This window comes from Streptomyces sp. NPDC007917 (genome assembly GCF_042959105.1).
Taxonomy (GTDB): domain Bacteria; phylum Actinomycetota; class Actinomycetes; order Streptomycetales; family Streptomycetaceae; genus Streptomyces.
The window spans coordinates 264,289-286,318 of record NZ_JBIBKK010000013.1 but is presented as its reverse complement, the minus strand read 5'-3'; the positions used below and the strand labels follow the sequence as shown (position 1 = coordinate 286,318).

Below are 22,030 nucleotides of genomic sequence, written 5' to 3'. Positions count from 1 at the left end.
CCCCACGGGGGAACGAGCCGGCTCGCCGTCCCGTCAGGCGACATTCACCCGCTGTCCCGGCGGGGCGGCCTCCAGCCAGGCGAGGAATCCGGTCAGCGCGTCCTCGCTCATCGCCAGCTCCAGCCGGGTACCGCTGTGCAGACACGCCAGCACCACGGCGTCGGAGAGCAGCGCCAGCTCCTCCTCGCCCTTCGGCGTGCGCCGCTCCAGCACCTCGATCGAGGCGCGCTCCAGCACCCGGCGCGGCCTGGGGGCGTAGGAGAAGACCCGGAACCACTCGATCCGGTCACCGTTGTAGCGGGCCACCCCGTACACCCAGCCCTTGCCGGTGGGCTCCGGCTCGGCTTCGGGACCGGGCGCGTCCCAGCGCAGTGAGCAGTCAAAGGTTCCGCCGGACCGCTGGATCAGCCGCCGCCGCAGCCCGAAGACGAAGAGTCCCACCACCACCAGCGCGACGACCACGCCGCTCACAAGCAGAGCGAGGACCATCTTCACCGACCTCCTCGCGTCATCCGGAAAAACCGCACCTGCATCGCCTCAGCCGCGGACCGGCGCAGGGAAGTTCCCGCGCGGCCCGCGGCTGAGGGTCTCGACCGTTCGTGACAGGTTTCAGTGCGCTCCCGCCACCGCGCGCAGCCGGACATCGGCGCGCCGCTCGGCGGCGGCGTCCGCCTCCGCCTTGGCGCGCTCCAACGCCCGCTCCGCCCGCTTGACATCGATCTCGTCGGACAGCTCCGCGACCTCGGCGAGCAGCGAGAGCTTGTCGTCCGAGAACGAGATGAACCCGCCGTGCACCGCGGAGACGACCGTCCCGCCCTCGCTCGTACGGATGGTCACCGGGCCGGACTCCAGCACACCGAGCAGCGGCTGGTGGCCGGGCATGACGCCGATGTCACCGGAGGTGGTGCGCGCGATGACCAAGGTGGCCTTGCCGGACCAGACACTACGGTCCGCCGCGACCAGCTCGACATGCAGCTCAGCAGCCAACGTGGCTCCTCGGGTCTTCACCTGCCGGGGGCGACAGGGCTTTCGTCAAAGGATAACGGGCGTGAGGAGAGGGGCGGGACGCGGCCCACCCCTCTCCGGTGACCCCGGGCTCGAAGGAAGCCCGGTTCAGGAGACGCCCAGCTCCTTGGCCTTGGCCTTCAGGTCCTCCAGACCACCGCACATGAAGAACGCCTGCTCCGGGAAGTGGTCGAACTCACCGTCGGCGATCGCGTTGAACGCGGCGATGGACTCGTCCAGCGGCACGTCCGAGCCGTCGACGCCGGTGAACTGCTTCGCCGCGTGGGTGTTCTGCGACAGGAAGCGCTCGATACGGCGGGCGCGGAAGACGGTGAGCTTGTCCTCCTCGCCGAGCTCGTCGATGCCGAGGATGTTGATGATGTCCTGCAGGTCCTTGTACTTCTGCAGGATGGACTTGACCCGCGAGGCGCAGTCGTAGTGCTCCTGCGAGATGTACCGCGGGTCCAGGATCCGGGAGGTGGAGTCCAGCGGGTCCACCGCCGGGTAGATGCCCTTCTCCGAGATCGGACGGGAGAGCACCGTCGTCGCGTCGAGGTGCGCGAAGGTGGTCGCCGGGGCCGGGTCGGTCAGGTCGTCCGCGGGGACGTAGATCGCCTGCATGGAGGTGATCGAGTGACCGCGGGTCGAGGTGATGCGCTCCTGCAGGATGCCCATCTCGTCGGCCAGGTTCGGCTGGTAGCCCACCGCGGAGGGCATACGGCCGAGCAGGGTCGAGACCTCGGAACCGGCCTGGGTGAAGCGGAAGATGTTGTCGATGAAGAACAGCACGTCCTGCTTCTGCACATCGCGGAAGTACTCCGCCATGGTCAGACCGGCCAGGGCGACCCGCAGACGGGTGCCCGGGGGCTCGTCCATCTGGCCGAAGACCAGCGCGGTCTTGTCGAGAACGCCGGCCTCCTCCATCTCGACCATGAGGTCGTTGCCCTCACGGGTGCGCTCGCCGACGCCGGCGAACACGGAAACGCCCTCGTGCAGCTTGGCCACACGCATGATCATTTCCTGGATGAGGACGGTCTTGCCGACGCCCGCGCCGCCGAACAGCCCGATCTTGCCGCCCTTGACGTACGGGGTCAGCAGGTCGACGACCTTCAGACCGGTCTCGAACATCTCGGTCTTGGACTCGAGCTGGTCGAAGGCCGGGGCCTTGCGGTGGATGGACCAGCGCTCGGTGATCTCCGACTCGGCCTCGGGCTCGTTGAGGATCTTGCCCAGGGTGTTGAACACCCGGCCCTTGGTCATGTCACCGACCGGGACGGTGATGCCGTCGCCGGTGTCGGTCACCGGGGCCTGGCGGACCAGACCGTCGGTGGGCTCCATGGAGATCGCGCGCACCAGGCCCTCACCGAGGTGCTGGGCGACCTCGAGGGTGAGCGTCTTGGTCTTGCCCTCCTCGGAGGGGTCGGCGACATCGACGTTCAGTGCGTTGTAGATGTCCGGCATCGCGTCGACGGGGAACTCCACGTCGACGACCGGGCCGATGACCCGCGCGACGCGGCCAGTGGCCACGCCGGCAGGAGCGGTCGGCTCAACAGTGGTGGTCATAGTTGTCAGTCACTCCCCGCAGAGGCGTCGGCCAGGGCGCTCGCGCCACCGACGATCTCGCTGATTTCCTGGGTGATTTCGGCCTGGCGGGCCGCGTTGGCAAGCCGCGAGAGCGACTTGATGAGCTCTTCGGCGTTGTCGGTCGCCGACTTCATCGCCCGGCGGGTGGCCGCGTGCTTGGACGCCGCGGCCTGCAGCAGGGCGTTGTAGATGCGGGACTCGACGTACCGCGGCAGCAGCGCGTCGAGCACCTCCTCCGCCGACGGCTCGAACTCGTAGAGCGGCGCGATCACGTCCTTCGCCACCGCCTCCTCCGCCGTCTTCTCCATGCTCAGCGGCAGCAGCCGGTGGTCCACCGGGGTCTGCGTCAGCATCGAGACGAACTCGGTGTAGACGATGTGCAGCTCGTCCACGCCACCCTCGGCGGTGTCCTTCTGCACGGCCTCGATCAGCGGGCCCGCGATCTTCTTGGCGTCCGCGTAGGTCGGGTTGTCGGTGAACCCGGTCCACGACTCCGTGACCTTGAACTCACGGAAGCCGTAGTAGGCGACACCCTTGCGGCCGACGATGTAGGTGTCGACCTCCTTGCCCTGCGCGGTGAGGGCCTTGGTGGCCTGCTCGGCCGCCTTGATCACGTTCGACGAGTAGCCGCCGGCCAGACCGCGGTCGCTGGTGATGAGCAGCAGCGCGGCCCGGGTCGGGTGCTCCGCCTCGGTGGTGAGCGGGTGCTGGGTGGTGGAGCCGGTGGCCACCGCGCCCACCGCCCGGGTGAGCTCACTGGCGTACGGAGTCGACGCGGCCACCTGGCGCTGCGCCTTGACGACGCGCGAGGCGGCGATCATCTCCATCGCCTTGGTGATCTTCTTGGTCGCAGAGATGGACTTGATCCGCCTCTTGTAGACCCGGAGTTGGGCACCCATGCTCAGCCCTCGCCCAGCAGCTTGCCGTCCGAGGTCTCGAACTGGCGCTTGAAGCTGTCCACGGCCTCGCCCAGCGCGCCGAGGGTGTCGTCGGACATCTTGCCGCCCTCGACGATGCTGGTCATCAGGCCCTTGTGCTCACGGTGCAGATAGTCGTGCAGCTCGCGCTCGAAGCGGCGGATGTCCTCGACCGGGACGTCGTCCATCTTGCCGTTGGTGCCGGCCCAGATCGAGACGACCTGGTCCTCGGTGGCGAACGGGGCGTACTGCGGCTGCTTGAGCAGCTCGACCATGCGCGAACCGCGCTCCAGCGAGGCCTTGGAGGCCGCGTCCAGGTCGGAGCCGAAGGCGGCGAACGCCTCGAGCTCACGGAACTGGGCGAGGTCCACCCGGAGCCGGCCGGAGACCTGGCGCATGGCCCGGTGCTGGGCGGAGCCACCGACGCGGGAGACCGAGATACCGACGTTCAGGGCCGGGCGCTGGCCGGCGTTGAACAGGTCGGACTCCAGGAAGCACTGGCCGTCGGTGATGGAGATGACGTTGGTCGGGATGAACGCCGAGACGTCGTTGGCCTTGGTCTCGACGATCGGCAGACCGGTCATCGAGCCGGAGCCCATCTCGTCGGAGAGCTTGGCGCAGCGCTCCAGCAGCCGGGAGTGCAGGTAGAAGACGTCACCGGGGTACGCCTCGCGGCCCGGCGGGCGGCGCAGCAGCAGCGAGACGGCGCGGTAGGCGTCGGCCTGCTTGGACAGGTCGTCGAAGACGATCAGGACGTGCTTGCCCTGGTACATCCAGTGCTGGCCGATGGCCGAACCGGTGTAGGGGGCCAGGTACTTGAAGCCCGCCGGGTCGGACGCCGGGGCGGCGACGATCGTGGTGTACTCCAGGGCGCCGGCCTCCTCCAGCGCGGCGCGCACGCCGGCGATGGTGGAGCCCTTCTGGCCGATGGCGACGTAGATGCAGCGGACCTGCTTCTTCGGGTCGCCCGAGCGCCAGTTGTCGCGCTGGTTGATGATCGTGTCGACGGCCAGCGCGGTCTTGCCGGTCTGCCGGTCGCCGATGATCAGCTGACGCTGGCCACGGCCGATCGGGGTCATCGCGTCGACGGCCTTGTAGCCGGTCTCCATCGGCTCGTGCACCGACTTGCGCTGCATGACCGTGGGGGCCTGCAGCTCGAGGGCGCGGCGGCCCTCGGTGTCGATCTCGCCGAGGCCGTCGATCGGGTTGCCCAGCGGGTCGACGACGCGGCCGAGGTAGCCCTCGCCGACAGCGACCGAGAGCACCTCGCCGGTGCGCTGCACCTGCTGGCCCTCTTCGATGCCGCTGAACTCACCCAGGACGACCGCGCCGATCTCGCGCTCCTCCAGGTTGAGGGCGAGGCCGAGGGTGCCGTCCTCGAACTTCAGCAGCTCGTTCGCCATGGCCGAGGGAAGACCTTCGACCTTCGCGATGCCGTCGCCGGCAACGGTGACCGTACCGACCTCCTCGCGCGAGGCCGCGTCCGGCTTGTACGCCTGGACAAAGTTCTCCAGCGCGTCCCGGATCTCCTCCGGCCGGATCGTGAGCTCCGCCATCTGGGTTCCCTGCTCTCCTTGTTGGGCCCGAAGTGTCTGACTTACGGCCCAACTCGGGCCGCTTACATGCTTGTTGAGTTGGTTGGCCTGCTCAGCCGGCCATCCGCCGGGCCGCCTCGTCCAGGCGGTCGGCGATGGTGCCGTTGATGATCTCGTCGCCGATGCGGACCTCGATCCCGCCGAGGACCTCGGGGTCCACGTCGAGGTTGAGGTGCACCTTGTGGCCGTACAGCTTCGCCAGAGCCGCACCGAGACGCTGCTTGTGCTGGTCGCTGAGCGGCACAGCCGAGGTCACCACCGCGACCAGACGGTCACGGCGGGCAGCGGCAAGCCGCGAGAGGCCCTCAAGCCCCGCTTCCAGGCTACGTCCCCGCGGCTGGGTCACAAGACGGGCGACCAGCCGCTCGGTGGCCGGATTCACCCGCCCGCCCAGCAGCTCGCGCACCAGCGTGGCCTTGGCCGAGGTGGTGGCGATCCGGTCGGTCAGCGCGGACCGCAGCTCGGTGGACGAGGAGACGATCCGGCCGAACCGGAACAGCTCGTCCTCGACGTCGTCGAGGTCGCCGGCGCGCTGCGCCGCCACGAGGTCGGCGGAGGACGCCAGCTCCTCGAGGGAGTCCACCAGGTCGCGCGAGCGCGACCAGCGGGACCGGACCATGCCGGAGACCAGGTCGATGACCTCGCCGCCGACCTGGCCGGACAGCAGCCGCGCGGCCAGCTCGGCCTTGGCCTCGCCGGGCTGCGCCGGGTCGGTGAGGACCCGGCGCAGCGAGACCTCGCGGTCGAGCAGCGCGGTGACGGCGGCCAGCTCGTCCGCGAGCTTCTTGGCGTCGACGGAGGTGCTGTCCGTCAGCGCGTCGAAGCGCTCGCGCGCCGCAGCCAGTGCCTCCCGGCTCGCTCCGTTCATCGGCCGGCCTCGGCCTTCGTCTCGCCGACAGCCTTCTCAGCCTTGCCCTCGAGCTCGTCGAGGAACCGGTCGATCACGCGGCTCTGCCGGGCGACGTCCTCGAGGGACTCGCCGACGAGCTTGCCGGCCAGGTCGGTGGCGAGCTTGCCCACGTCCTGGCGCAGCGTCTGCGCGGCCTGCTTGCGGTCGGCCTCGATCTGGGCGTGGCCGGCGGCGATGATCTCCTCACGCTGCCGCTGGCCCTCCGCGCGCATCTCGGCGATGAGCGCGGCGCCCTGCTCCTGCGCCTCCTGGCGCAGCCGCGCGGCCTCGTGACGGGCGTCGGCGAGCTGAGCGCGGTAGTCCTCGAGGACCTGCTGGGCCTCGGCCTTACGTGCCTCGGCCTCCTCCATGCCGCCCTCGATCGCCGCACGACGCTCATCCAGAACCCGGTTGATGTTCGGGAGGAGCTTCTTGGCGAAGAAGAAGAAGACGATGGCGAAGGCGATGAGGCCGATGACAAGCTCTGGGATCGGCGGGATGAGCGGGTTCTCCGGCTCATCAGCCGCCAGGGTCACCAAGGCGTTCACATCATTGCCTTTCGTCCGGGGGACTGGTCGATCGCCGCGATTACTTCGGGGTGGAGTAGACGAACGGCATAACCAGACCGATCAGGGCCAGCGCCTCACAGAGAACGAAGCCGAGGATCTGGTTGGCACGGATCAGGCCGGCCGCCTCGGGCTGGCGGGCCAGGGCCTGGGTGCCGTTACCGAAGATGATGCCGACGCCGACGCCGGGGCCGATGGCCGCGAGGCCGTAGCCGATCGAGCCGAGGTTGCCCCGGAGTTCGATGGCGTTTGCGGCGAGGGTCTGGACAGCGGACATGCCGTTTCTTCCTTCTCTTTCACGGACCGGTGGGGGTTGGCCACCGGACGCCCTATGGGACGGGAGCTGGTCTGATCAGTGGTGCTCGGCGAGAGCACCCTGGATGTAGGCGCAGGCCAGCAAGACGAAGACGTAGGCCTGAAGGGCCTGGATGAACAGCTCGAACACGGTCAGCACGATGACCATCACGAACGAGATGCTCGCGTAGGCGATGCCGATCCCGTTCAGCAGGTACCAGCTGGCGATCGTGAAGATCAGCAGCAGGACGTGGCCGGCGAACATGTTCGCGAAGAGCCGGACGGCGTGGGTGAACGGCCGGATGATGAGGTTGGAGAGCAGCTCCAGGGCCATGACCAGCGGCAGCACCGCGCCGAGCGACTTGTCGTAGCCGCTGATGTTCTTCAGGCCGCCGACGAAGCCGTGCTTCCGGAAGGTCAGGCTCACCCACAGGATGTAGACGATCGCGGCGAGCCCCGCCGGGAAGGCGATGATCGACGTCGCCGGGAACTGGGCGATCGGGATGACCGACCAGAGGTTCATGATCCACACGAAGAAGAACAGCGAGACCATGAGGGGGACGTACTTGTCGCCCTCCTTCTTGCCCAGCGCCTCGTAGACGACGCCGCGGCGCACGAAGTCGTAGCCCGCCTCGCCGACCAGCTGCAGCTTGCCGGGCACGACCTTGGCCTTGCCGAAGGCGGCCCAGAAGAAGACCACCACGACCACGGTGCCCAGCAGTGCCAGCAGCATCGGCTTGTTGATGTCAATGCCGCCGATGGTGGCGATCGGCTCGAACGTGAACGAGTGGAGCCCTGGGGCCGGGAAGCCGCACCCGTCGAAGATGTGGCAATCCGTCTCGAAGGCGAGCGTCTGGTCAGGACTCACCGCGAGCTCCTTCAGCGTGGCGCATGGGTACGGCAACCTCGTTGTGTCGGCGCGGCGCATGACCGCGGAACGGCACTGGACTGGTCTTACGAATGTGGGGGCGGCTTGACGGCACAAGTCCGGCGTAGTCGGTGGGCAGCAGCTGCATGGGCCGCCGATTCCGTCCCGTGGAATCCGGGGGTTCAGCCGCCTGCGCCCGCTGTGCCTCAGATGGCACCGGACGATAGCAGGTGAGCGGACGTGCCCTTATACCGGCCCTACAAATCACGATGGGGACCCGGCGGGAGAAGCCTTCTTCTCCCCCGCCGGGCTCCGTTCGTCTTCCGCTTCCGGCCGCACGTAAAAGATCTTGGCCTTCATGTGCGCGCGGGTCTGCGCGGCGATCCACGTCAGCGTCGCGGCGAGCAGCGAGAAGGCGAACGCCCTGGTGTTGAACAGGGTGGTGTCCTTGAAGACGCCGAGCACCACCGCCAGCAGCAGGAACTGCACGGCGTACAGCGCGAGACCCATCATCTGGAAGACGCCGGGAAACTTGTTCGCGGTGCGCACCAGCACAACCAGGTCAACCGTCATGAGCACGGTCACCAGAATCGCGCCGAACGCGGCCCCCAACGCACCCTTGCCACCGGCGAATACGGCGCCGACGGCAATGGCGGCGGCGCCGACGACTGCGGTGGGCACGGCACACTGCAGGAGCGTTCGGGCGTCGTTGGACTGCATGAAGGGTTCTCCGGCAAGAGTCGGAAGCAACGGTTCGTCGTTGACGAGCGTATCCCCGGGGATGGAAGGAACCTCACGACGAAGGACAGTCGCACTACGGCCCTTCGGCTCTGGCACCGGGTTTTCGTGAACGGTATCACAAACTATTTGATGAGGTCTTTACCTGCCGGATGTGCTACATGTCACACGGGAGGGTTAAGGAGCATACCGCACATTGACGGCGAGTCGTCGAGAGTTCAGCTGATCCCGCTCCCCCGGCTACCGCTGGGAGGTGCCCCCTGCATGGGTGAACCGGGACCGGTCGCCGATCGCGGTGGCGCCGTTGACCCCCGCCGGAATCCGGCCGGCCGGCTCGCGCCCCGGCTCGGCCCCCGCCTCGCGCCCCGGCGCTGTGGCGGATGTCTCGAGCGCGGCCGCGGCGCCCCGGCGCCGGCGGCGGTACCGGGGCGGAACGAAGCGCTCCGCCCAGTGCGGCACTCGCGGGGTGAACCGCGGCAGCAGCAGCAGGACCAGCCCCACCGCGCTCAGCCCCACGATCGAGAGCACGAACCACATGCTGACCGAGTTCACCGAGTAGGCCACGGCGCCGAAGGCGATCAGCGCGGACCAGAAGTACATGATCAGCACCGCGCGGCTGTGCGAGTGGCCGATCTCCAGCAGCCGGTGGTGCAGATGGCCGCGGTCCGCGGCGAACGGCGACTGGCCCCGCCAGGTGCGGCGGACGATGGCCAGCACCAGGTCGGCGAACGGCACCGCGATCACGGTCAGCGGCAGCAGCAGCGGGATGTAGACCGGGACGGTGGCGTGCACCGCGGCGGTCTCGGAGCCGACGAACAGCTTCATCGCGTCCGGGTCCACCTGACCGGTGATCGAGATCGCGCCCGCCGCCAGCACCAGGCCGATCAGCATCGACCCGGAGTCGCCCATGAAGATCCGGGCCGGGTGGATGTTGTGCGGCAGAAAGCCCAGGCACATCCCCATCAGGATGGCGGCGAACAGCGTCGCGGGAGCGGCCGACTCCAAGCCGTAGCCGTACCAGATGCGGTACGCGTACATGAAGAACGCGGCGGCCGCGATGCACACCATGCCCGAGGCCAGGCCGTCCAGGCCGTCCACGAAGTTCACCGCGTTGATGGTGATCACCACGAGCGCGACCGTGAGCAGCGTGCCCTGCCAGGGCGTCAGCGAGACCGGGCCCACCCCGGGCACCGGCAGCCACAGGATGGTGAGCCCCTGGAGCACCATCACGCCCGCGGCGATCATCTGACCGCCCAGCTTGATCAGCGCGTCCACGCCCCACTTGTCGTCCAGTACGCCCAGCAGCCAGATCAGCCCGGCCCCGGAGAGCAGCGCGCGCGGCTCGTTCGACAGCTCGAAGACGCCCTTGAGATTGGTGAGATGTGCGGCGACCAGCAACCCGGCACACAGCCCGCCGAACATCGCGATACCGCCGAGCCGCGGTGTGGGCTCGCGGTGCACATCGCGCGCGCGGATCTCCGGCATCGCGCCCGCCACAATGGCGAACTTCCGAACCGGCCCGGTCAGCAGATAGGTGACCGCGGCCGTGACGCACAGAGTCAGCAGATATTCACGCACAGACTGCCCCACAGATGTCGCCGGCCATCTCAGCAACACACACTAGCCGCCTCCGGCGAGTGAGACGGGCCATGGACGAGGACGTTGTCCGTCCTTGAGTCGGTTCCGCCCGTTCCGGCTCCGCAATCTTCGGCGGACCGGACGAGCCGTTCAGCCGGGGTACGGCGCGAACGCCGCCGCCAACTCCCTGACCTCGGCCCTCAGTTCCCGCAGCCGCGGCGCCGTCTCCCTCTCCCGCACCGCCACCACCAGCAGCTCGGCGATGCGCGCCATCTCGTCGGTCCCCATGCCCTGCGTGGTCACCGCCGCGGTGCCCAGCCGGATGCCCTTGACGCAGCCGCCCGGCTCGGTCGCGGATGCCAGGGCGCAGCTGTCCAGCACGATGCCCGCCGCGGCGCAGCGGGCCCGGGCGGCGGGGCCGTCCAGGCCCAGCGGGGCGGGGTCGGCGGTGATCAGATGGGTGTCGGTGCCGCCGGTGGTCACCGGGACGCCCTTGGCGATCAGGGCGTCGGCCAGCGCATGGGCGTTGGCGACGACCCGGTGGGCGTACGCGGTGAACGCGGGCTGCGCGGCCTCGCCGAACGCGACGGCCTTGGCGGCGACGGTGTGCATCTGAGCGCCGCCCTGCGTGAAGGGGAAGACCGCGCGGTCGACCCGCTCGGCGAGGTCCGCGCCGCACAGCACCATCCCGCCGCGGGGCCCGCGCAGCACCTTGTGCGTGGTCGCGCACACCACGTCGGCGTACGGCACCGGGTTGGGCGCCGCCTTCCCGGCCACCAGGCCGATGGGGTGGGCGGCGTCCGCGATCAGATACGCGCCGGCCTCGTCGGCGATCTCCCGGAAGGCCGCGTAGTCCAGGTGGCGGGGGTAGGTGATCGAGCCGCAGACGATCGCCTTGGGGCGGTGGGCCCGCGCCAGGTCGCGGAGCTGGTCGTAGTCGATCAGCCCGGTGTGCGGGTCGACGCCGTAGCCGATGAAGTCGAACCAGCGGCCGGAGAAGTTGGCCGGGGAGCCATGGGTGAGGTGTCCGCCGTGCGCCAGCGCCATCGCCAGGACCGTGTCGCCCGGCCGCAGCAGCGCGGCGTACGCGGCGAGCACCGCCGAGGAGCCCGAGTGCGGCTGCACATTGGCGTGCTCGGCGCCGAACAGGGCCTTCGCCCGGTCCATGGCGATCCGCTCGGCCACGTCGACCAGCTCGCACCCGCCGTGGAAGCGGGCGCCGGGGTAGCCCTCGGCGTACTTGTTGGCCAGCGGCGAGGCGAGGGCGGCGAGCACGGCCCGGGAGGTGAAGTTCTCCGCGGCGATCAGCTGCAGTCCGCCCCTGACGCGGTCCAGCTCGCCCAGGACGATGCCGGCGATGTCGGGGTCCTGCCGGCGCAGCGCGTCGAAGTCGGATTCCCATGAAGCACCGGCAGCACCGGCAGCCCCGGCCGTGCGGGGCGCTCCGGCCCGACCGGTCTGCCCGGTCGGGGTGGAGTGCGGCGGCGCGGGGGTAGCGGCCATCGCCAGTTCACAGCCTCAGGTAGAGCAGGCCCGGGTGGTACGGGTGGCGAGCGTTGCACTGCGTCCTCCCAATGTAGGCCCGGGCCCGGCCCGGGGCTACGCGGGAGCGGGCACCCCCGTCAGGGCCGTCACCACCGGGTCCAGGGCCTCGTGGATCTCGTCGCCGATGGAGCGGAAGAAGGTGATCGGCGCTCCGTACGGATCGTGCACCTCGTCCGCATCCTCGGTCGGCGCCAGCAGCCAGCCGCGCAGCGCGGCCGCCGCCTGGACCAGGGCGCGGGCCCGGTCGACCACGCCGCCCGCCTCCTCCGGGTCGGGCAGCGTCGCCGGGTCTATGGCCCGTACCAGCCGGGTGAACTCCTTGAGCGTGAAGGTGCGCAGCCCCGCGGAGTGCCCCATGGAGATGACCTGGGCGCGGTGGTCGCGGGTGGCGGTGAGGACGAGGTCGGCGCGGATGACGTGCTCGTCGAGGAGTTCACGGCCGAGGAAGCCGGCCGGGTCGGCGCCGAAGTCGGTCAGGACGGTGGCGGCGTGCGCCTCCATGGGAGCGCCCTCGTGGCCCCAGGTCCCGGCGCTCTCCACGATCAGCCCGCTGGTGCGCTCGCTGCCCAGGCGGTGTGCGAGGGCATGCCTGGTCAGCCGCTCGGTGATCGGCGAGCGGCAGACGTTGCCGGTGCTGACGTGGAGGATGCGGAAGGTGTGGTCGGCGCTGTGGTGACGGTGTTCCGCTATGCCACGCCCCTCAGGGGCTGTCAATTGGCCACCTCGAGGTCGGGTACGACCTCCCGCAGCTGCTCGGCGCTCAGGGCGCCCGCGCGCAGCAGGACCGGCACCTTGCCGGTCACATCGACGATGGAGGACGGGACGGCGGCGGGGGTCGGCCCGCCGTCGAGATAGACCGAGACCGAGTCGCCGAGCATCTCCTGGGCCGCGTCGCAGTCCTGCGGGGAGGGGTGGCCGGTGAGGTTGGCGCTGGAGACCGCCATCGGGCCGAAGTCGTTCAGCAGCTCGATCGCGACCGGGTGCAGCGGCATCCGGACCCCGACGGTGCCGCGGGTCTCCCCCAGGTCCCAGGTGAGCGACGGCTGGTGCCGGGCGATCAGGGTGAGCGCGCCCGGCCAGAAGGCGTCCACGAGCTCCCACGCCTGCTCGGACAGGTCGGTGACCAGGCCGTGCAGGGTGTTCGGGGAGCCGACGAGGACGGGCGAGGGCATATTGCGGCCGCGGCCCTTGGCCTCCAGCAGATCGCCGACGGCCTCGGCGTTGAAGGCGTCCGCACCGATCCCGTAGACGGTGTCGGTGGGCAGCACGACCAGCTCGCCGCGGCGGACGGCGGACGCGGCCTCACGCAGGCCGGTCTTGCGGTCGGTCGGGTCGCCGCAGTCGTATCGCCGTGCCATCATTTCTCCTTCACTGGGTATCCGGTAGTGCGGAGCGTCACCGGATCGCTACTTTCCGTCCGCCGGGGTCACGGCATGGCCTTCCGCGCCGTGGCGAAGCGCGGCCGCTTGTTCAGATCGGGGTGGTCGGCGGCGTCCGCCCAGCCACGCTCCTCAGTGAAGATCCACGGCACCTGGCCGCCCTGCGTGTCGGCGTGCTCGATGACCACGACCCCGCCCGGGCGCAGCAGCCGGTGGGCGGTGCGCTCGAGGCCGCGGATCACATCGAGGCCGTCCTCGCCGGAGAACAGCGCCACCTGCGGATCGTGGTCGCGGGCCTCGGGCGCGACGTACTCCCACTCGGTCAGCGGGATGTACGGCGGGTTGCTGATCACCAGGTCCACCTGTCCGTCGAGCTCGGGCAGGGCCGTCAGCGCGTCCCCGTGGTGGAGAACGACGCGGGACCCCTCGACGTTCTTGCGGGCCCACGTCAGGGCGCCCTCGTCCAGCTCCACGGCGTGCACCCGCGAGCGCGGCACCTCCTGGGCCAGCGCGAGGGCGATGGCCCCGGAGCCCGTGCACAGGTCGACGATCAGCGGTTCGACCACGTCCATGGCCCGTACCGCGTCTATGGCCCAGCCGACGACCGACTCGGTCTCCGGGCGGGGCACGAAGACGCCGGGGCCGACCTGGAGCTCCAGATAGCGGAAGAAGGCGCGCCCGGTGATGTGCTGCAGGGGCTCGCGGGCCTCCCGGCGGGCTACGGCCTCCCAGTAGCGGGCGTCGAAGTCGGCGTCGGCGACGCCGTGCAGCTCACCCCGCTTGACGCCGTGCACAAAGGCGGCCAGCTCCTCCGCGTCGAAGCGCGGAGACGGCACGCCGGCGTCGGCCAGCCGCTGGGTGGCCTGCGCCACCTCGGCGAGCAGCACATTCACTGAATTCCTCCAGCCGGTCCGGACTAAGGCAAAAGGCTACGGGTCTTCCGGGTCTTCCCTCTGCGGGCCGCGCGGCCCTACTGCGCGGCCGCGAGCTTGGCGGCGGCGTCGGCGTCGACGCACGCCTGGATGACCGGATCGAGTTCGCCGTCGAGCACCTGGTCCAAGTTGTACGCCTTGAAGCCGACCCGGTGGTCCGAGATCCGGTTTTCCGGATAGTTGTAGGTCCGGATGCGCTCGGACCGGTCCACCGTGCGGACCTGGCTGCGCCGCGCGTCCGACGCCTCCCGCTCGGCCTCCTCCTGGGCCGCGGCCAGCAGCCGCGAGCGCAGGATGCGCAGCGCCTGCTCCTTGTTCTGCAGCTGGCTCTTCTCGTTCTGGCAGGAGACCACGATGCCGGTGGGCAGATGGGTGATGCGCACCGCGGAGTCGGTGGTGTTGACCGACTGGCCGCCGGGTCCTGAGGAGCGGTAGACGTCGATCCGCAGGTCGTTCTGGTTGACCTCGACCTCGACCTCCTCGGCCTCCGGGGTGACCAGCACCCCGGCGGCGGAGGTGTGGATGCGGCCCTGGGACTCGGTGGCGGGCACCCGCTGCACGCGGTGCACCCCGCCCTCGTACTTCAGCCGGGCCCACACGCCCTGGCCGGGCTCCGCGCTGCCCTTGGCCTTCACCGCGACCTGGACGTCCTTGTAGCCGCCGAGGTCGGACTCGTTGGCGTCGATGATCTCGGTCTTCCAGCCGACGCGCTCGGCGTAGCGCAGATACATCCGCAGCAGGTCGCCCGCGAACAGCGCCGACTCCTCGCCGCCCTCGCCGGCCTTGACCTCGAGGATCACGTCCTTGTCGTCGCTGGGGTCGCGCGGGACCAGCAGCAGCCGCAGCCGGTCGGTCAGCTCCTCGCGCCGCGCCTCGAGCTCCTTGACCTCGTCGGCGAAGTCGGGGTCGTCCTGGGCCAGCTCGCGGGCGGTCTCGATGTCGTCGCCGGTCTGCTTCCAGGAGCGGTACGTGCCGACGATCGGGGTCAGCTCCGCGTAGCGCTTGTTGAGCCGCATCGCCTCGCGCTGGTCTGCGTGGACCGCGGGGTCGGCGAGCCGCTTCTCGAGGTCGGCGTGTTCGCCGATCAGTTCCTCGACCGCCTCGAACATCAAGGGCTCCTGGGTGGGTGAATGGGCTGCGTGTGGAGGGTGAGGGCCGTGGTGACCCGCCGTGGCGACAAGCCGTGACGACAAAACGCCGGTCCGGCCGCCCCAGGGAAGGGGCGACCGAAGACCGGCGCCGTGCGGGTCGCTACTTCTTGGCGGACCCGGCGTTCTTGCCGAAGCGGGCCTCGAACCGCGCCACACGGCCACCGGTGTCGAGGATCTTCTGCTTGCCCGTGTAGAACGGGTGGCACTCGGAGCAGATGTCGGCACGGATGGTGCCGCCCGCCACGGTGCTACGGGTCGTGAAGGAGGCGCCGCAGGTGCAGCTGACCTGCGTCTCGACGTACTCCGGGTGGATGTCGCGCTTCAAGGGATTCTCCTAGGTTCGGGAGGGCGCCGGGTCGTCAGGCGGGTTGCCTGACGTGAACCGGGGCCGACGATCCAGTCTGCCAGGACTGGGCGCATCCCCCAAAACCGGGGGTGGGGCCGGGATATTCCCCGGGGTCCGGGATGCCCGGGGTCAGGGGCCGGGACGCCCGGGGCCAGGGGCCGGGACGCCCGGGGCCAGGGCCGGGACGCCCGGGGCCAGGGCCGGGACGGCCGGGGTCAGGGGTTCTGGACGACCTTGCCGGCGTCGCCGGTCGCGTCGCCCGCCGAGCCCTTGGTCGCGGACGCCGGGATCGGCTTGTCCCAGCGCAGCGCCCGCCAGACCTGCCGCACCTTGGAGTCGATCTGCAGCACCCGGTTGGGGTTGTTCGGGTCGTACTGCACGGGCAGCGTCACCATGTGCATGTCCTTGGAGTCGATGCCCTTCAGACCCTCGGCGAAGCCGCGCAGCTTGTTGACGGAGGCCAGCTCGGAGTCGGTGGTCAGCGCCTTGGTGGAGGTGTCGGCGAGGTCGTAGAGCTTCTTCGGGCTGCTGAACAGGTCCACCGACTTGATCTGGTCGAGCAGCGCCTTGATGAACGCCTGCTGGAGCTTGATCCGGCCCAGGTCGCTGCCGTCGCCGACGGCGTGCCGGGTGCGCACCAGGCCGAGGGACTGCTCCCCGCTGAGCGTGTGCTTGCCGGGCTCCAGGTCGAGGTGGCTCTTGGCGTCGTGGATCGGCTTGGTGGTGGTGATGTCCACGCCACCGAGCTGGTCTATGAGGTGCTTGAAGCCGGAGAAGTCGACCTCGAGGTAGTGGTCCATGCGGATGCCGGTCATCGATTCGACGGTCTTGACGGCACAGGCCGGGCCGCCGACCTCGTACGCGGAGTTGAACATCGCCAGCCGCTGGGCGGGGACCGTCCGGCCGTCCTTGGTGCAGGCGGGGCGGCGGATCAGGGTGTCGCGGGGGATGCTGACGACACTGGCCTTCTGACGGCCCTTGTAGACGTGCACGACCATCGCGGTGTCGGAGCGGGAGGTGCCCTCGTCGGTGCCGTACTTGGCGTTCTGCCCGGCCCGCGAGTCGGAGCCGAGGACCAGGATGTCCATGGAGCCGTTGTCGACGTTCTTGGGGCGGTCGGAGCCGAGGGCGCCGTTGATGTTGACGCTGGTGATATTGCCGTTCAGCTTGTAGTACACATAGCCGGCACCCACACCGCCCAGGACCAGCACGGTCCCCAGCGTCCACACCGTGCCCAGCAGCGCCTTGCGGCGCCCGCTTCGGGGCACCGGGGCTTTGACGTGGCGGCCACCGCCACGGCTCGGGCGCGAATCCGGTGTGCTGTTGCTGTGATCAGCCATGCCCTCTTCAGTCCTCGCTGTCCGGGTACCCCCACCATCACGGTTAGGCGTGTTCTCGCCGTGATTCGACCTGACAGACGACAGGTCGTCCGCCAGGGTTGCATATGGAGGTTTCCCGTTCCGGAACGCGGCGCGCCGCCCGCGCCTCGATCCGGCCTGCCGGGCTCGCGTCACTGACCTGGGGTTTCGCCCCGTACGACGGAGATCGCGCAGGTCGGCGGGGGTGACGGCCGATGTGTCCCAGATCTCGTCCGAAACGTGACGAGGGCCCCTCCGCCGTGGCGGAGGGGCCCTCGTCGATCAGCTGAGCGCCGCCGATCAGTCGCCGTTGCCCGGGGTGGGCGTGGTCTTGGCGATCTGCATCAGGAACTCGGCGTTCGACTTCGTCTGCTTCATCTTGTCCAGCAGCAGCTCGATCGCCTGCTGCGAGTCGAGCGCGTGCAGCACCCGGCGCAGCTTCCAGACGATGTTCAGCTCCTCCGGAGCGAGGAGGATCTCCTCCTTGCGGGTACTGGAGGCGTCGACGTCGACCGCCGGGAAGATGCGCTTGTCGGCGAGCTTCCGGTCGAGCCTGAGCTCCATGTTGCCGGTGCCCTTGAACTCCTCGAAGATCACCTCGTCCATCCGCGAGCCGGTCTCGACCAGCGCGGTGGCCAGGATGGTCAGCGAGCCGCCGTCCTCGATGTTGCGCGCGGCACCGAAGAACTTCTTCGGCGGGTAGAGCGCGGTCGAGTCGACACCACCGGACAGGATGCGGCCGGAGGCGGGCGCCGCGAGGTTGTACGCGCGGCCCAGACGGGTGATCGAGTCCAGCAGGACGACCACGTCATGACCCAGCTCGACCAGGCGCTTGGCCCGCTCGATCGCCAGCTCGGCGACGGTGGTGTGGTCCTCGGCCGGGCGGTCGAAGGTCGAGGAGATGACCTCGCCCTTGACCGACCGCTGCATGTCGGTGACCTCTTCCGGCCGCTCGTCGACGAGGACGACCATCAGATGGCACTCGGGGCTGTTGCGGGTGATCGCGTTGGCGATCGCCTGCATGATCATGGTCTTACCGGTCTTCGGCGGGGCCACGATCAGACCGCGCTGGCCCTTGCCGATCGGTGCGACCAGATCGATGATGCGGGTCGTCAGCCCGTTGGCCTCGGTCTCCAGGCGCAGACGGTCCTGCGGGTAGAGCGGGGTCAGCTTGCCGAACTCCGGCCGCCCACGCCCGGTTTCGGGCGCCATGCCGTTGACCGAGTCGAGGCGGACCAGCGCGTTGAACTTCTCACGGCGCTCGCCCTCGCGCGGCTGGCGGACCGCGCCGGTGACGTGGTCGCCCTTGCGCAGGCCGTTCTTGCGGACCTGGGCGAGCGAGACGTACACGTCGTTCGGGCCCGGCAGGTAGCCGGAGGTCCGGATGAACGCGTAGTTGTCGAGGATGTCCAGGATGCCCGCGACCGGGATCAGGACGTCGTCCTCGGAGACCTGCGGCTCGTTGCCGAAGTCGTCGCGGCCACGGCGGCCACGGCGGTCGCGGTAGCGGCCGCGGCGCCCGCGGCGCCCGCCGTCGAAGTCGTCGTCGGCCTCGTCGGCACGCTGCTGGCCCTGGCCGCGGCCGTCGCGCTGCTGACGGCCGCCGCCCTGCGCGGCGCCGTCCTCGCCCTTGCCGCCGCGGCGGTCACGACCGTCGCGGCCGTCACGACCGTCGCGGCCGTCGCGGCCGTCCCGCTCGCGCTGGCCGCCGCGCTCCCGGCGGTCGCTCTTCTGGCCGCGCTCGGCACGGTCCTGGCCCTTGGCGCCCCTGCCCTCGGCGGTGTCCACGGCGGCCTCGGCCTTGGCGTCGGCCCGGGCGGCGGTCTTGGTGGCCGCCTCGGCGGCCTCGGCCTTGGTCTCCGTCTTGGTCTCGACGGCGGTGGCGGTGGCCGGGCCGTCGGTGGCGGTGACCGGCGAGGTGGCCCGCCGGCGGCGGCGCCCGTCGGCCGGCTGCTCGTCGGCGGCGGGCTCGCCCGGCTGGCCCGGGATCTCGATCTGCTGCTGGGCGGTGGCCTTCTCCGCCTTCGCGGCCTGCTCGTCCTTGGCGCCGTCGGCCTTGGTGCCCGCCTTGGCCGCGGCAGGCTCGCTGTCCTCGCCCGTACGGGCCTTGGAGGTCGCGCGGCGCTTGGGCTTCGTCACCCCCTCCGCGGCGGCGGGGGCGGCCTCGGCGGACTTGGCGGAGGCGCCGGAGGCCTGCTTCTCCTTGATGACCTCGATCAGCTGGCTCTTGCGCATCCGCGCGGTGCCCCTGATGCCGAGGCTCGAGGCGAGCTGCTGCAGCTCGGCCAGGACCATGGCGTCGAGGCCGGTGCCCGAGCGGCGTCGCCGCGGGGCAGCGCCAGTGGCAGCACCGGTGGCAGGCGCGGCGGGAGCGTCCGTGGCGGGCGCGGCATTGCCGACACCGCTGTCGGAGGTGCCGGAGGCGTTCACGCCCATCAGATCGGTGGTGTCGCTCACGAAGGGTCCTTCCCTGGAGCGGGCGTCGGCCTGTCTGGCTCGGCGACCGGTTGTGCTGTCCGGCTGTGTCCTCGTGCGGACCGGCCGGGGCGGTGGTCCGCCAGGTATGGCGGAGAGATCAATTCATTGGTTCCGACGCGACGGAGGCTTCGCCTGGATCCGCCACGCCATTCCGGAGCTCCGGAGCGTGCTCGGAACTGCTCAGGCAGGCTGCTCAGGCAGTTTGGGAGGCTCCCGGAAGAAGGGTGGTCCCGGATGGGGACACTGAGCACTGCGCCTCCCAGCCCGGCGATCACTCCGAGCATGAGGCATCAAGTGCAGACTTGAGGTTAACACTACCGGATCCAACAAACATTCCCCCTCTCCAAGACCGGCTATCGAGTTTTTCGGGGCTCCTGGGGCCGCCTGGGCCGCCCCGGAAGTCCGCGGAGTCAGGTGAGCGGCAGGACGCTCGCCCCCCCGGCGTCGAGAGCCAGCCGGTTGGCCGCCCACCCCTCGCCCGCCAGCCGTGCGACCTTGTCGGCCGCACCGTCTTCGACCAGCGCGAGCACCGTGGGGCCCGCACCCGAGATGACCGCGGGGACACCGTCCGCCCGCAGTCGGTTCACCAGGGCCACGCTCTCGGGCATCGCCGGAGCGCGGTACTCCTGGTGCAGCCGGTCCTCCGTCGCCGCGAGCAGCAGCTCGGGACGCCTGGTCAAGGCCTCCACCAGCAGCGCGGCGCGCCCCGCGTTGGCCGCGGCGTCCACATGCGGGACGCTGCGCGGCAGCAGCCCCCGGGCGGTCGCCGTGAGCACCGGCCGGCCGGGCACGAAGACCACCGGAACGATGGAATCGGAAGGCTCCATTCTGATCGCCCGGGCGTTTCCCGCGTCCGTCCAGGCGAGGGTGAAACCGCCGAGCAGACAGGCGGCGACATTGTCGGGGTGCCCCTCGATCTCGGTGGCCAGCTCCAGCAGCGCCGCGTCGTCCAGCCGCTCGGCGCCGCCTATGGTCACCGCGCGGGCGGCCACTATCCCGGCGCAGATGGCGGCCGAGGAGGAGCCCAGGCCCCGCCCGTGGGGAATCCGGTTGGCGCAGACGACCTCCAGGCCGCGCGGCTGCCCGCCCAGCAGGTCGAAGGCGGTGCGCAGGGACCGTACGAGCAGATGGTCCTCGTCGCGCGGCAGCGTCTCGGCGCCCTCACCCGCGATGTCGATGTGCAGGCCGGAGTCGGCCACCCGGACCACCACGTCGTCGTACAGCCCAAGGGCCAGGCCAAGGGCGTCGAAGCCGGGACCGAGGTTGGCGCTTGTGGCGGGCACGCGCACCCGGACGGCGGCGGCGCGGAACGCTGGACCGGCCATCGCTCGATGACTCTCCTTGTGTGACTGGGATTACTCGAAGAGGTACGGAACACCGCGAGGGCCGTGACGGAAGTACGGCAACGCCGTGCAGAGGCAGCTGCTCTGCGTCTGCTCTGCGTCGGGGCGGATTCAGTACAGCCTATCGAAGGAAGGTTCTGTGGCGACATAGGGCGCACGGGAGGCGCACGATGCGTGTCGCGCTCCCTCTCGTCGCTCGCGACCACTCTACTGGAGCGTTCCGCGCGCCCTCCTCGCTCCTGGGCTTCTCCGCCCGCACTCTAGTGGATCTTGAGGAGCGGCGCCGGGCAACGACCGGGGACGTACCCCGGGCGCTGCCCCGCGCCGCGTGAAACAGGCTGGTGAGGGGCGGAGATCAGGCCAGCCCGAGCCGCTCGGCGGCCGCGTCCGCGTCCACCGGCACCGTGACCGGCTGCGGCGCACCCGCCACCGCCCAGTCCGGGTCCTTGAGGCCGTTTCCGGTCACCGTGCACACGATGCGCTGGCCGGGGTCGACAAGACCCTCCTCGGCGGCCTTGAGCAGACCCGCGACACTCGCCGCGGAGGCCGGCTCGACGAAGACGCCCTCCTGGGAGGCGAGCAGCCGGTAGGCGGCGAGGATTTGACGGTCGGTCACCGCGTCGATGAGGCCGCCGGACTCGTCGCGCGCCTGCTCGGCGAAGGCCCAGGAGGCGGGGTTGCCGATGCGGATGGCGGTGGCGATGGTGCTCGGGTCCTTGACCGGCTCGCCGCGCACGATGGGCGCCGCGCCGGACGCCTGGAACCCCCACATCCGGGGCGTACGGGAGGCGGGGGCGCCGAGCGGGCCGTGGGTCGCGTACTCCTTGTAGCCCTTCCAGTAGGCGGTGATGTTGCCCGCGTTGCCGACCGGGAGCACATGGATGTCGGGCGCGTCGCCGAGCATGTCGACGATCTCGAACGAGGCGGTCTTCTGCCCCTCGATACGGGCCGGGTTGACCGAATTGACCAGCGCCACCGGGTACTTCTCGGACAGCCCGCGGGCCAGCGTCAGGCAGTCGTCGAAGTTGCCGTCGACCTGGAGGATCTTGGAGCCGTGGACCAGGGCCTGGCCCATCTTGCCCAGCGCGATCTTGCCCCGCGGGACCAGGACGGCGCAGACCATGCCGGCCCGTACCGCGTAGGCGGCGGCGGAGGCCGAGGTGTTGCCGGTGGAGGCGCAGATGACGGCCTGGGCGCCCGCCTCCTTGGCCTTGCTGATGGCCATGGTCATGCCGCGGTCCTTGAAGGACCCGGTCGGGTTGGCGCCCTCGACCTTCAGGTGCACCTCACAGCCAGTGCGCTCGGAGAGCACCTGGGCGGGGACCAGCGGGGTGCCGCCCTCGCGCAGAGTGACGACGGGGGTCGTCCCGCTGACCGGCAGCCGGTCGCGGTACTCCTCGATGATGCCCCGCCAGCCCTGCCAGCGGCGGGTGCCGGACATCGCGGGCCCGGCGTCAGCGATTG

21 protein-coding genes are annotated in these 22,030 nt (G+C 70.3%); all 21 read right to left on the bottom strand.

From position 1 onward, the window contains the following. Positions 1-33 precede the first annotated feature (33 nt). Positions 34-489: a DUF2550 domain-containing protein gene (locus ACFZDL_RS26590; protein ID WP_353592660.1), complete on the bottom strand. Its 456-nt coding sequence runs from the start codon at positions 487-489 to the stop codon at positions 34-36. Positions 490-609: 120 nt separating this feature from the next. Next, complete coding sequence (locus ACFZDL_RS26585; protein ID WP_353592659.1) at positions 610-987, bottom strand: F0F1 ATP synthase subunit epsilon; 378 nt, start codon at positions 985-987, stop codon at positions 610-612. Positions 988-1,113: 126 nt separating this feature from the next. Then, entirely contained in the window at positions 1,114-2,568 is a 1,455-nt protein-coding gene (atpD, locus tag ACFZDL_RS26580) for a F0F1 ATP synthase subunit beta (protein WP_353592658.1), read from the bottom strand. Between the two features lie 5 nt (positions 2,569-2,573). Next, complete coding sequence (locus tag ACFZDL_RS26575; RefSeq protein ID WP_353592657.1) at positions 2,574-3,488, bottom strand: F0F1 ATP synthase subunit gamma; 915 nt, start codon at positions 3,486-3,488, stop codon at positions 2,574-2,576. 2 nt (positions 3,489-3,490) lie between these two features. Further along, positions 3,491-5,062 (bottom strand): F0F1 ATP synthase subunit alpha, encoded by a 1,572-nt coding sequence (gene atpA, locus ACFZDL_RS26570; RefSeq protein WP_353592656.1) that lies wholly within the window; start codon positions 5,060-5,062, stop codon positions 3,491-3,493. A gap of 91 nt (positions 5,063-5,153) precedes the next feature. Then, complete coding sequence (locus ACFZDL_RS26565; protein WP_353592655.1) at positions 5,154-5,969, bottom strand: F0F1 ATP synthase subunit delta; 816 nt, start codon at positions 5,967-5,969, stop codon at positions 5,154-5,156. Then, positions 5,966-6,538, bottom strand: a complete 573-nt coding sequence (locus ACFZDL_RS26560) for a F0F1 ATP synthase subunit B (protein WP_353592654.1) — start codon at positions 6,536-6,538, stop codon at positions 5,966-5,968. Before ACFZDL_RS26560 ends, ACFZDL_RS26565 begins: the two co-directional genes overlap by 4 nt. A gap of 40 nt (positions 6,539-6,578) precedes the next feature. After that, positions 6,579-6,833 (bottom strand): F0F1 ATP synthase subunit C, encoded by a 255-nt coding sequence (locus ACFZDL_RS26555; protein ID WP_353592653.1) that lies wholly within the window; start codon positions 6,831-6,833, stop codon positions 6,579-6,581. 75 nt (positions 6,834-6,908) lie between these two features. Next, positions 6,909-7,718, bottom strand: a complete 810-nt coding sequence (gene atpB / locus ACFZDL_RS26550) for a F0F1 ATP synthase subunit A (protein WP_353592652.1) — start codon at positions 7,716-7,718, stop codon at positions 6,909-6,911. Positions 7,719-7,982: 264 nt separating this feature from the next. Next, a complete protein-coding gene (locus ACFZDL_RS26545) occupies positions 7,983-8,438 on the bottom strand; it encodes a hypothetical protein (RefSeq protein WP_353592651.1) in 456 nt (151 codons plus the stop codon). A gap of 258 nt (positions 8,439-8,696) precedes the next feature. Next, positions 8,697-10,034 (bottom strand): MraY family glycosyltransferase, encoded by a 1,338-nt coding sequence (locus ACFZDL_RS26540; RefSeq protein WP_353592650.1) that lies wholly within the window; start codon positions 10,032-10,034, stop codon positions 8,697-8,699. A 150-nt stretch (positions 10,035-10,184) separates the two neighbouring features. Continuing rightward, positions 10,185-11,537, bottom strand: coding sequence for a serine hydroxymethyltransferase (gene glyA, locus ACFZDL_RS26535; protein WP_353592649.1), 1,353 nt, complete (start codon positions 11,535-11,537; stop codon positions 10,185-10,187). A gap of 96 nt (positions 11,538-11,633) precedes the next feature. Then, entirely contained in the window at positions 11,634-12,293 is a 660-nt protein-coding gene (locus ACFZDL_RS26530; RefSeq protein ID WP_353592648.1) for a protein-tyrosine-phosphatase, read from the bottom strand. Continuing rightward, positions 12,290-12,937, bottom strand: a complete 648-nt coding sequence (locus ACFZDL_RS26525) for an L-threonylcarbamoyladenylate synthase (RefSeq protein WP_353592647.1) — start codon at positions 12,935-12,937, stop codon at positions 12,290-12,292. The genes ACFZDL_RS26530 and ACFZDL_RS26525 overlap by 4 nt, the downstream gene beginning before the upstream one ends. Positions 12,938-13,005: 68 nt before the next feature. Beyond that, positions 13,006-13,851, bottom strand: a complete 846-nt coding sequence (gene prmC / locus ACFZDL_RS26520) for a peptide chain release factor N(5)-glutamine methyltransferase (protein ID WP_353592646.1) — start codon at positions 13,849-13,851, stop codon at positions 13,006-13,008. Between the two features lie 77 nt (positions 13,852-13,928). Continuing rightward, positions 13,929-14,999 carry a peptide chain release factor 1 gene (gene prfA, locus ACFZDL_RS26515; protein WP_353592645.1) on the bottom strand — a complete coding sequence of 357 codons (1,071 nt, stop codon included), beginning with the start codon at positions 14,997-14,999 and terminating at the stop codon, positions 13,929-13,931. Between the two features lie 142 nt (positions 15,000-15,141). Next, positions 15,142-15,366, bottom strand: coding sequence for a 50S ribosomal protein L31 (rpmE, locus tag ACFZDL_RS26510; RefSeq protein WP_014176386.1), 225 nt, complete (start codon positions 15,364-15,366; stop codon positions 15,142-15,144). 236 nt (positions 15,367-15,602) lie between these two features. Further along, entirely contained in the window at positions 15,603-16,727 is a 1,125-nt protein-coding gene (locus ACFZDL_RS26505; RefSeq protein ID WP_353592644.1) for an LCP family protein, read from the bottom strand. A 318-nt stretch (positions 16,728-17,045) separates the two neighbouring features. Then, positions 17,046-19,202: a transcription termination factor Rho gene (rho, locus tag ACFZDL_RS26500; RefSeq protein WP_353592643.1), complete on the bottom strand. Its 2,157-nt coding sequence runs from the start codon at positions 19,200-19,202 to the stop codon at positions 17,046-17,048. Between the two features lie 431 nt (positions 19,203-19,633). Next, entirely contained in the window at positions 19,634-20,548 is a 915-nt protein-coding gene (gene thrB, locus ACFZDL_RS26495; RefSeq protein ID WP_353592642.1) for a homoserine kinase, read from the bottom strand. A gap of 373 nt (positions 20,549-20,921) precedes the next feature. Continuing rightward, on the bottom strand, positions 20,922-22,007 hold the full coding sequence (thrC, locus tag ACFZDL_RS26490; protein WP_353592675.1) for a threonine synthase: 1,086 nt from the start codon (positions 22,005-22,007) through the stop codon (positions 20,922-20,924). Positions 22,008-22,030 lie beyond the last annotated feature (23 nt).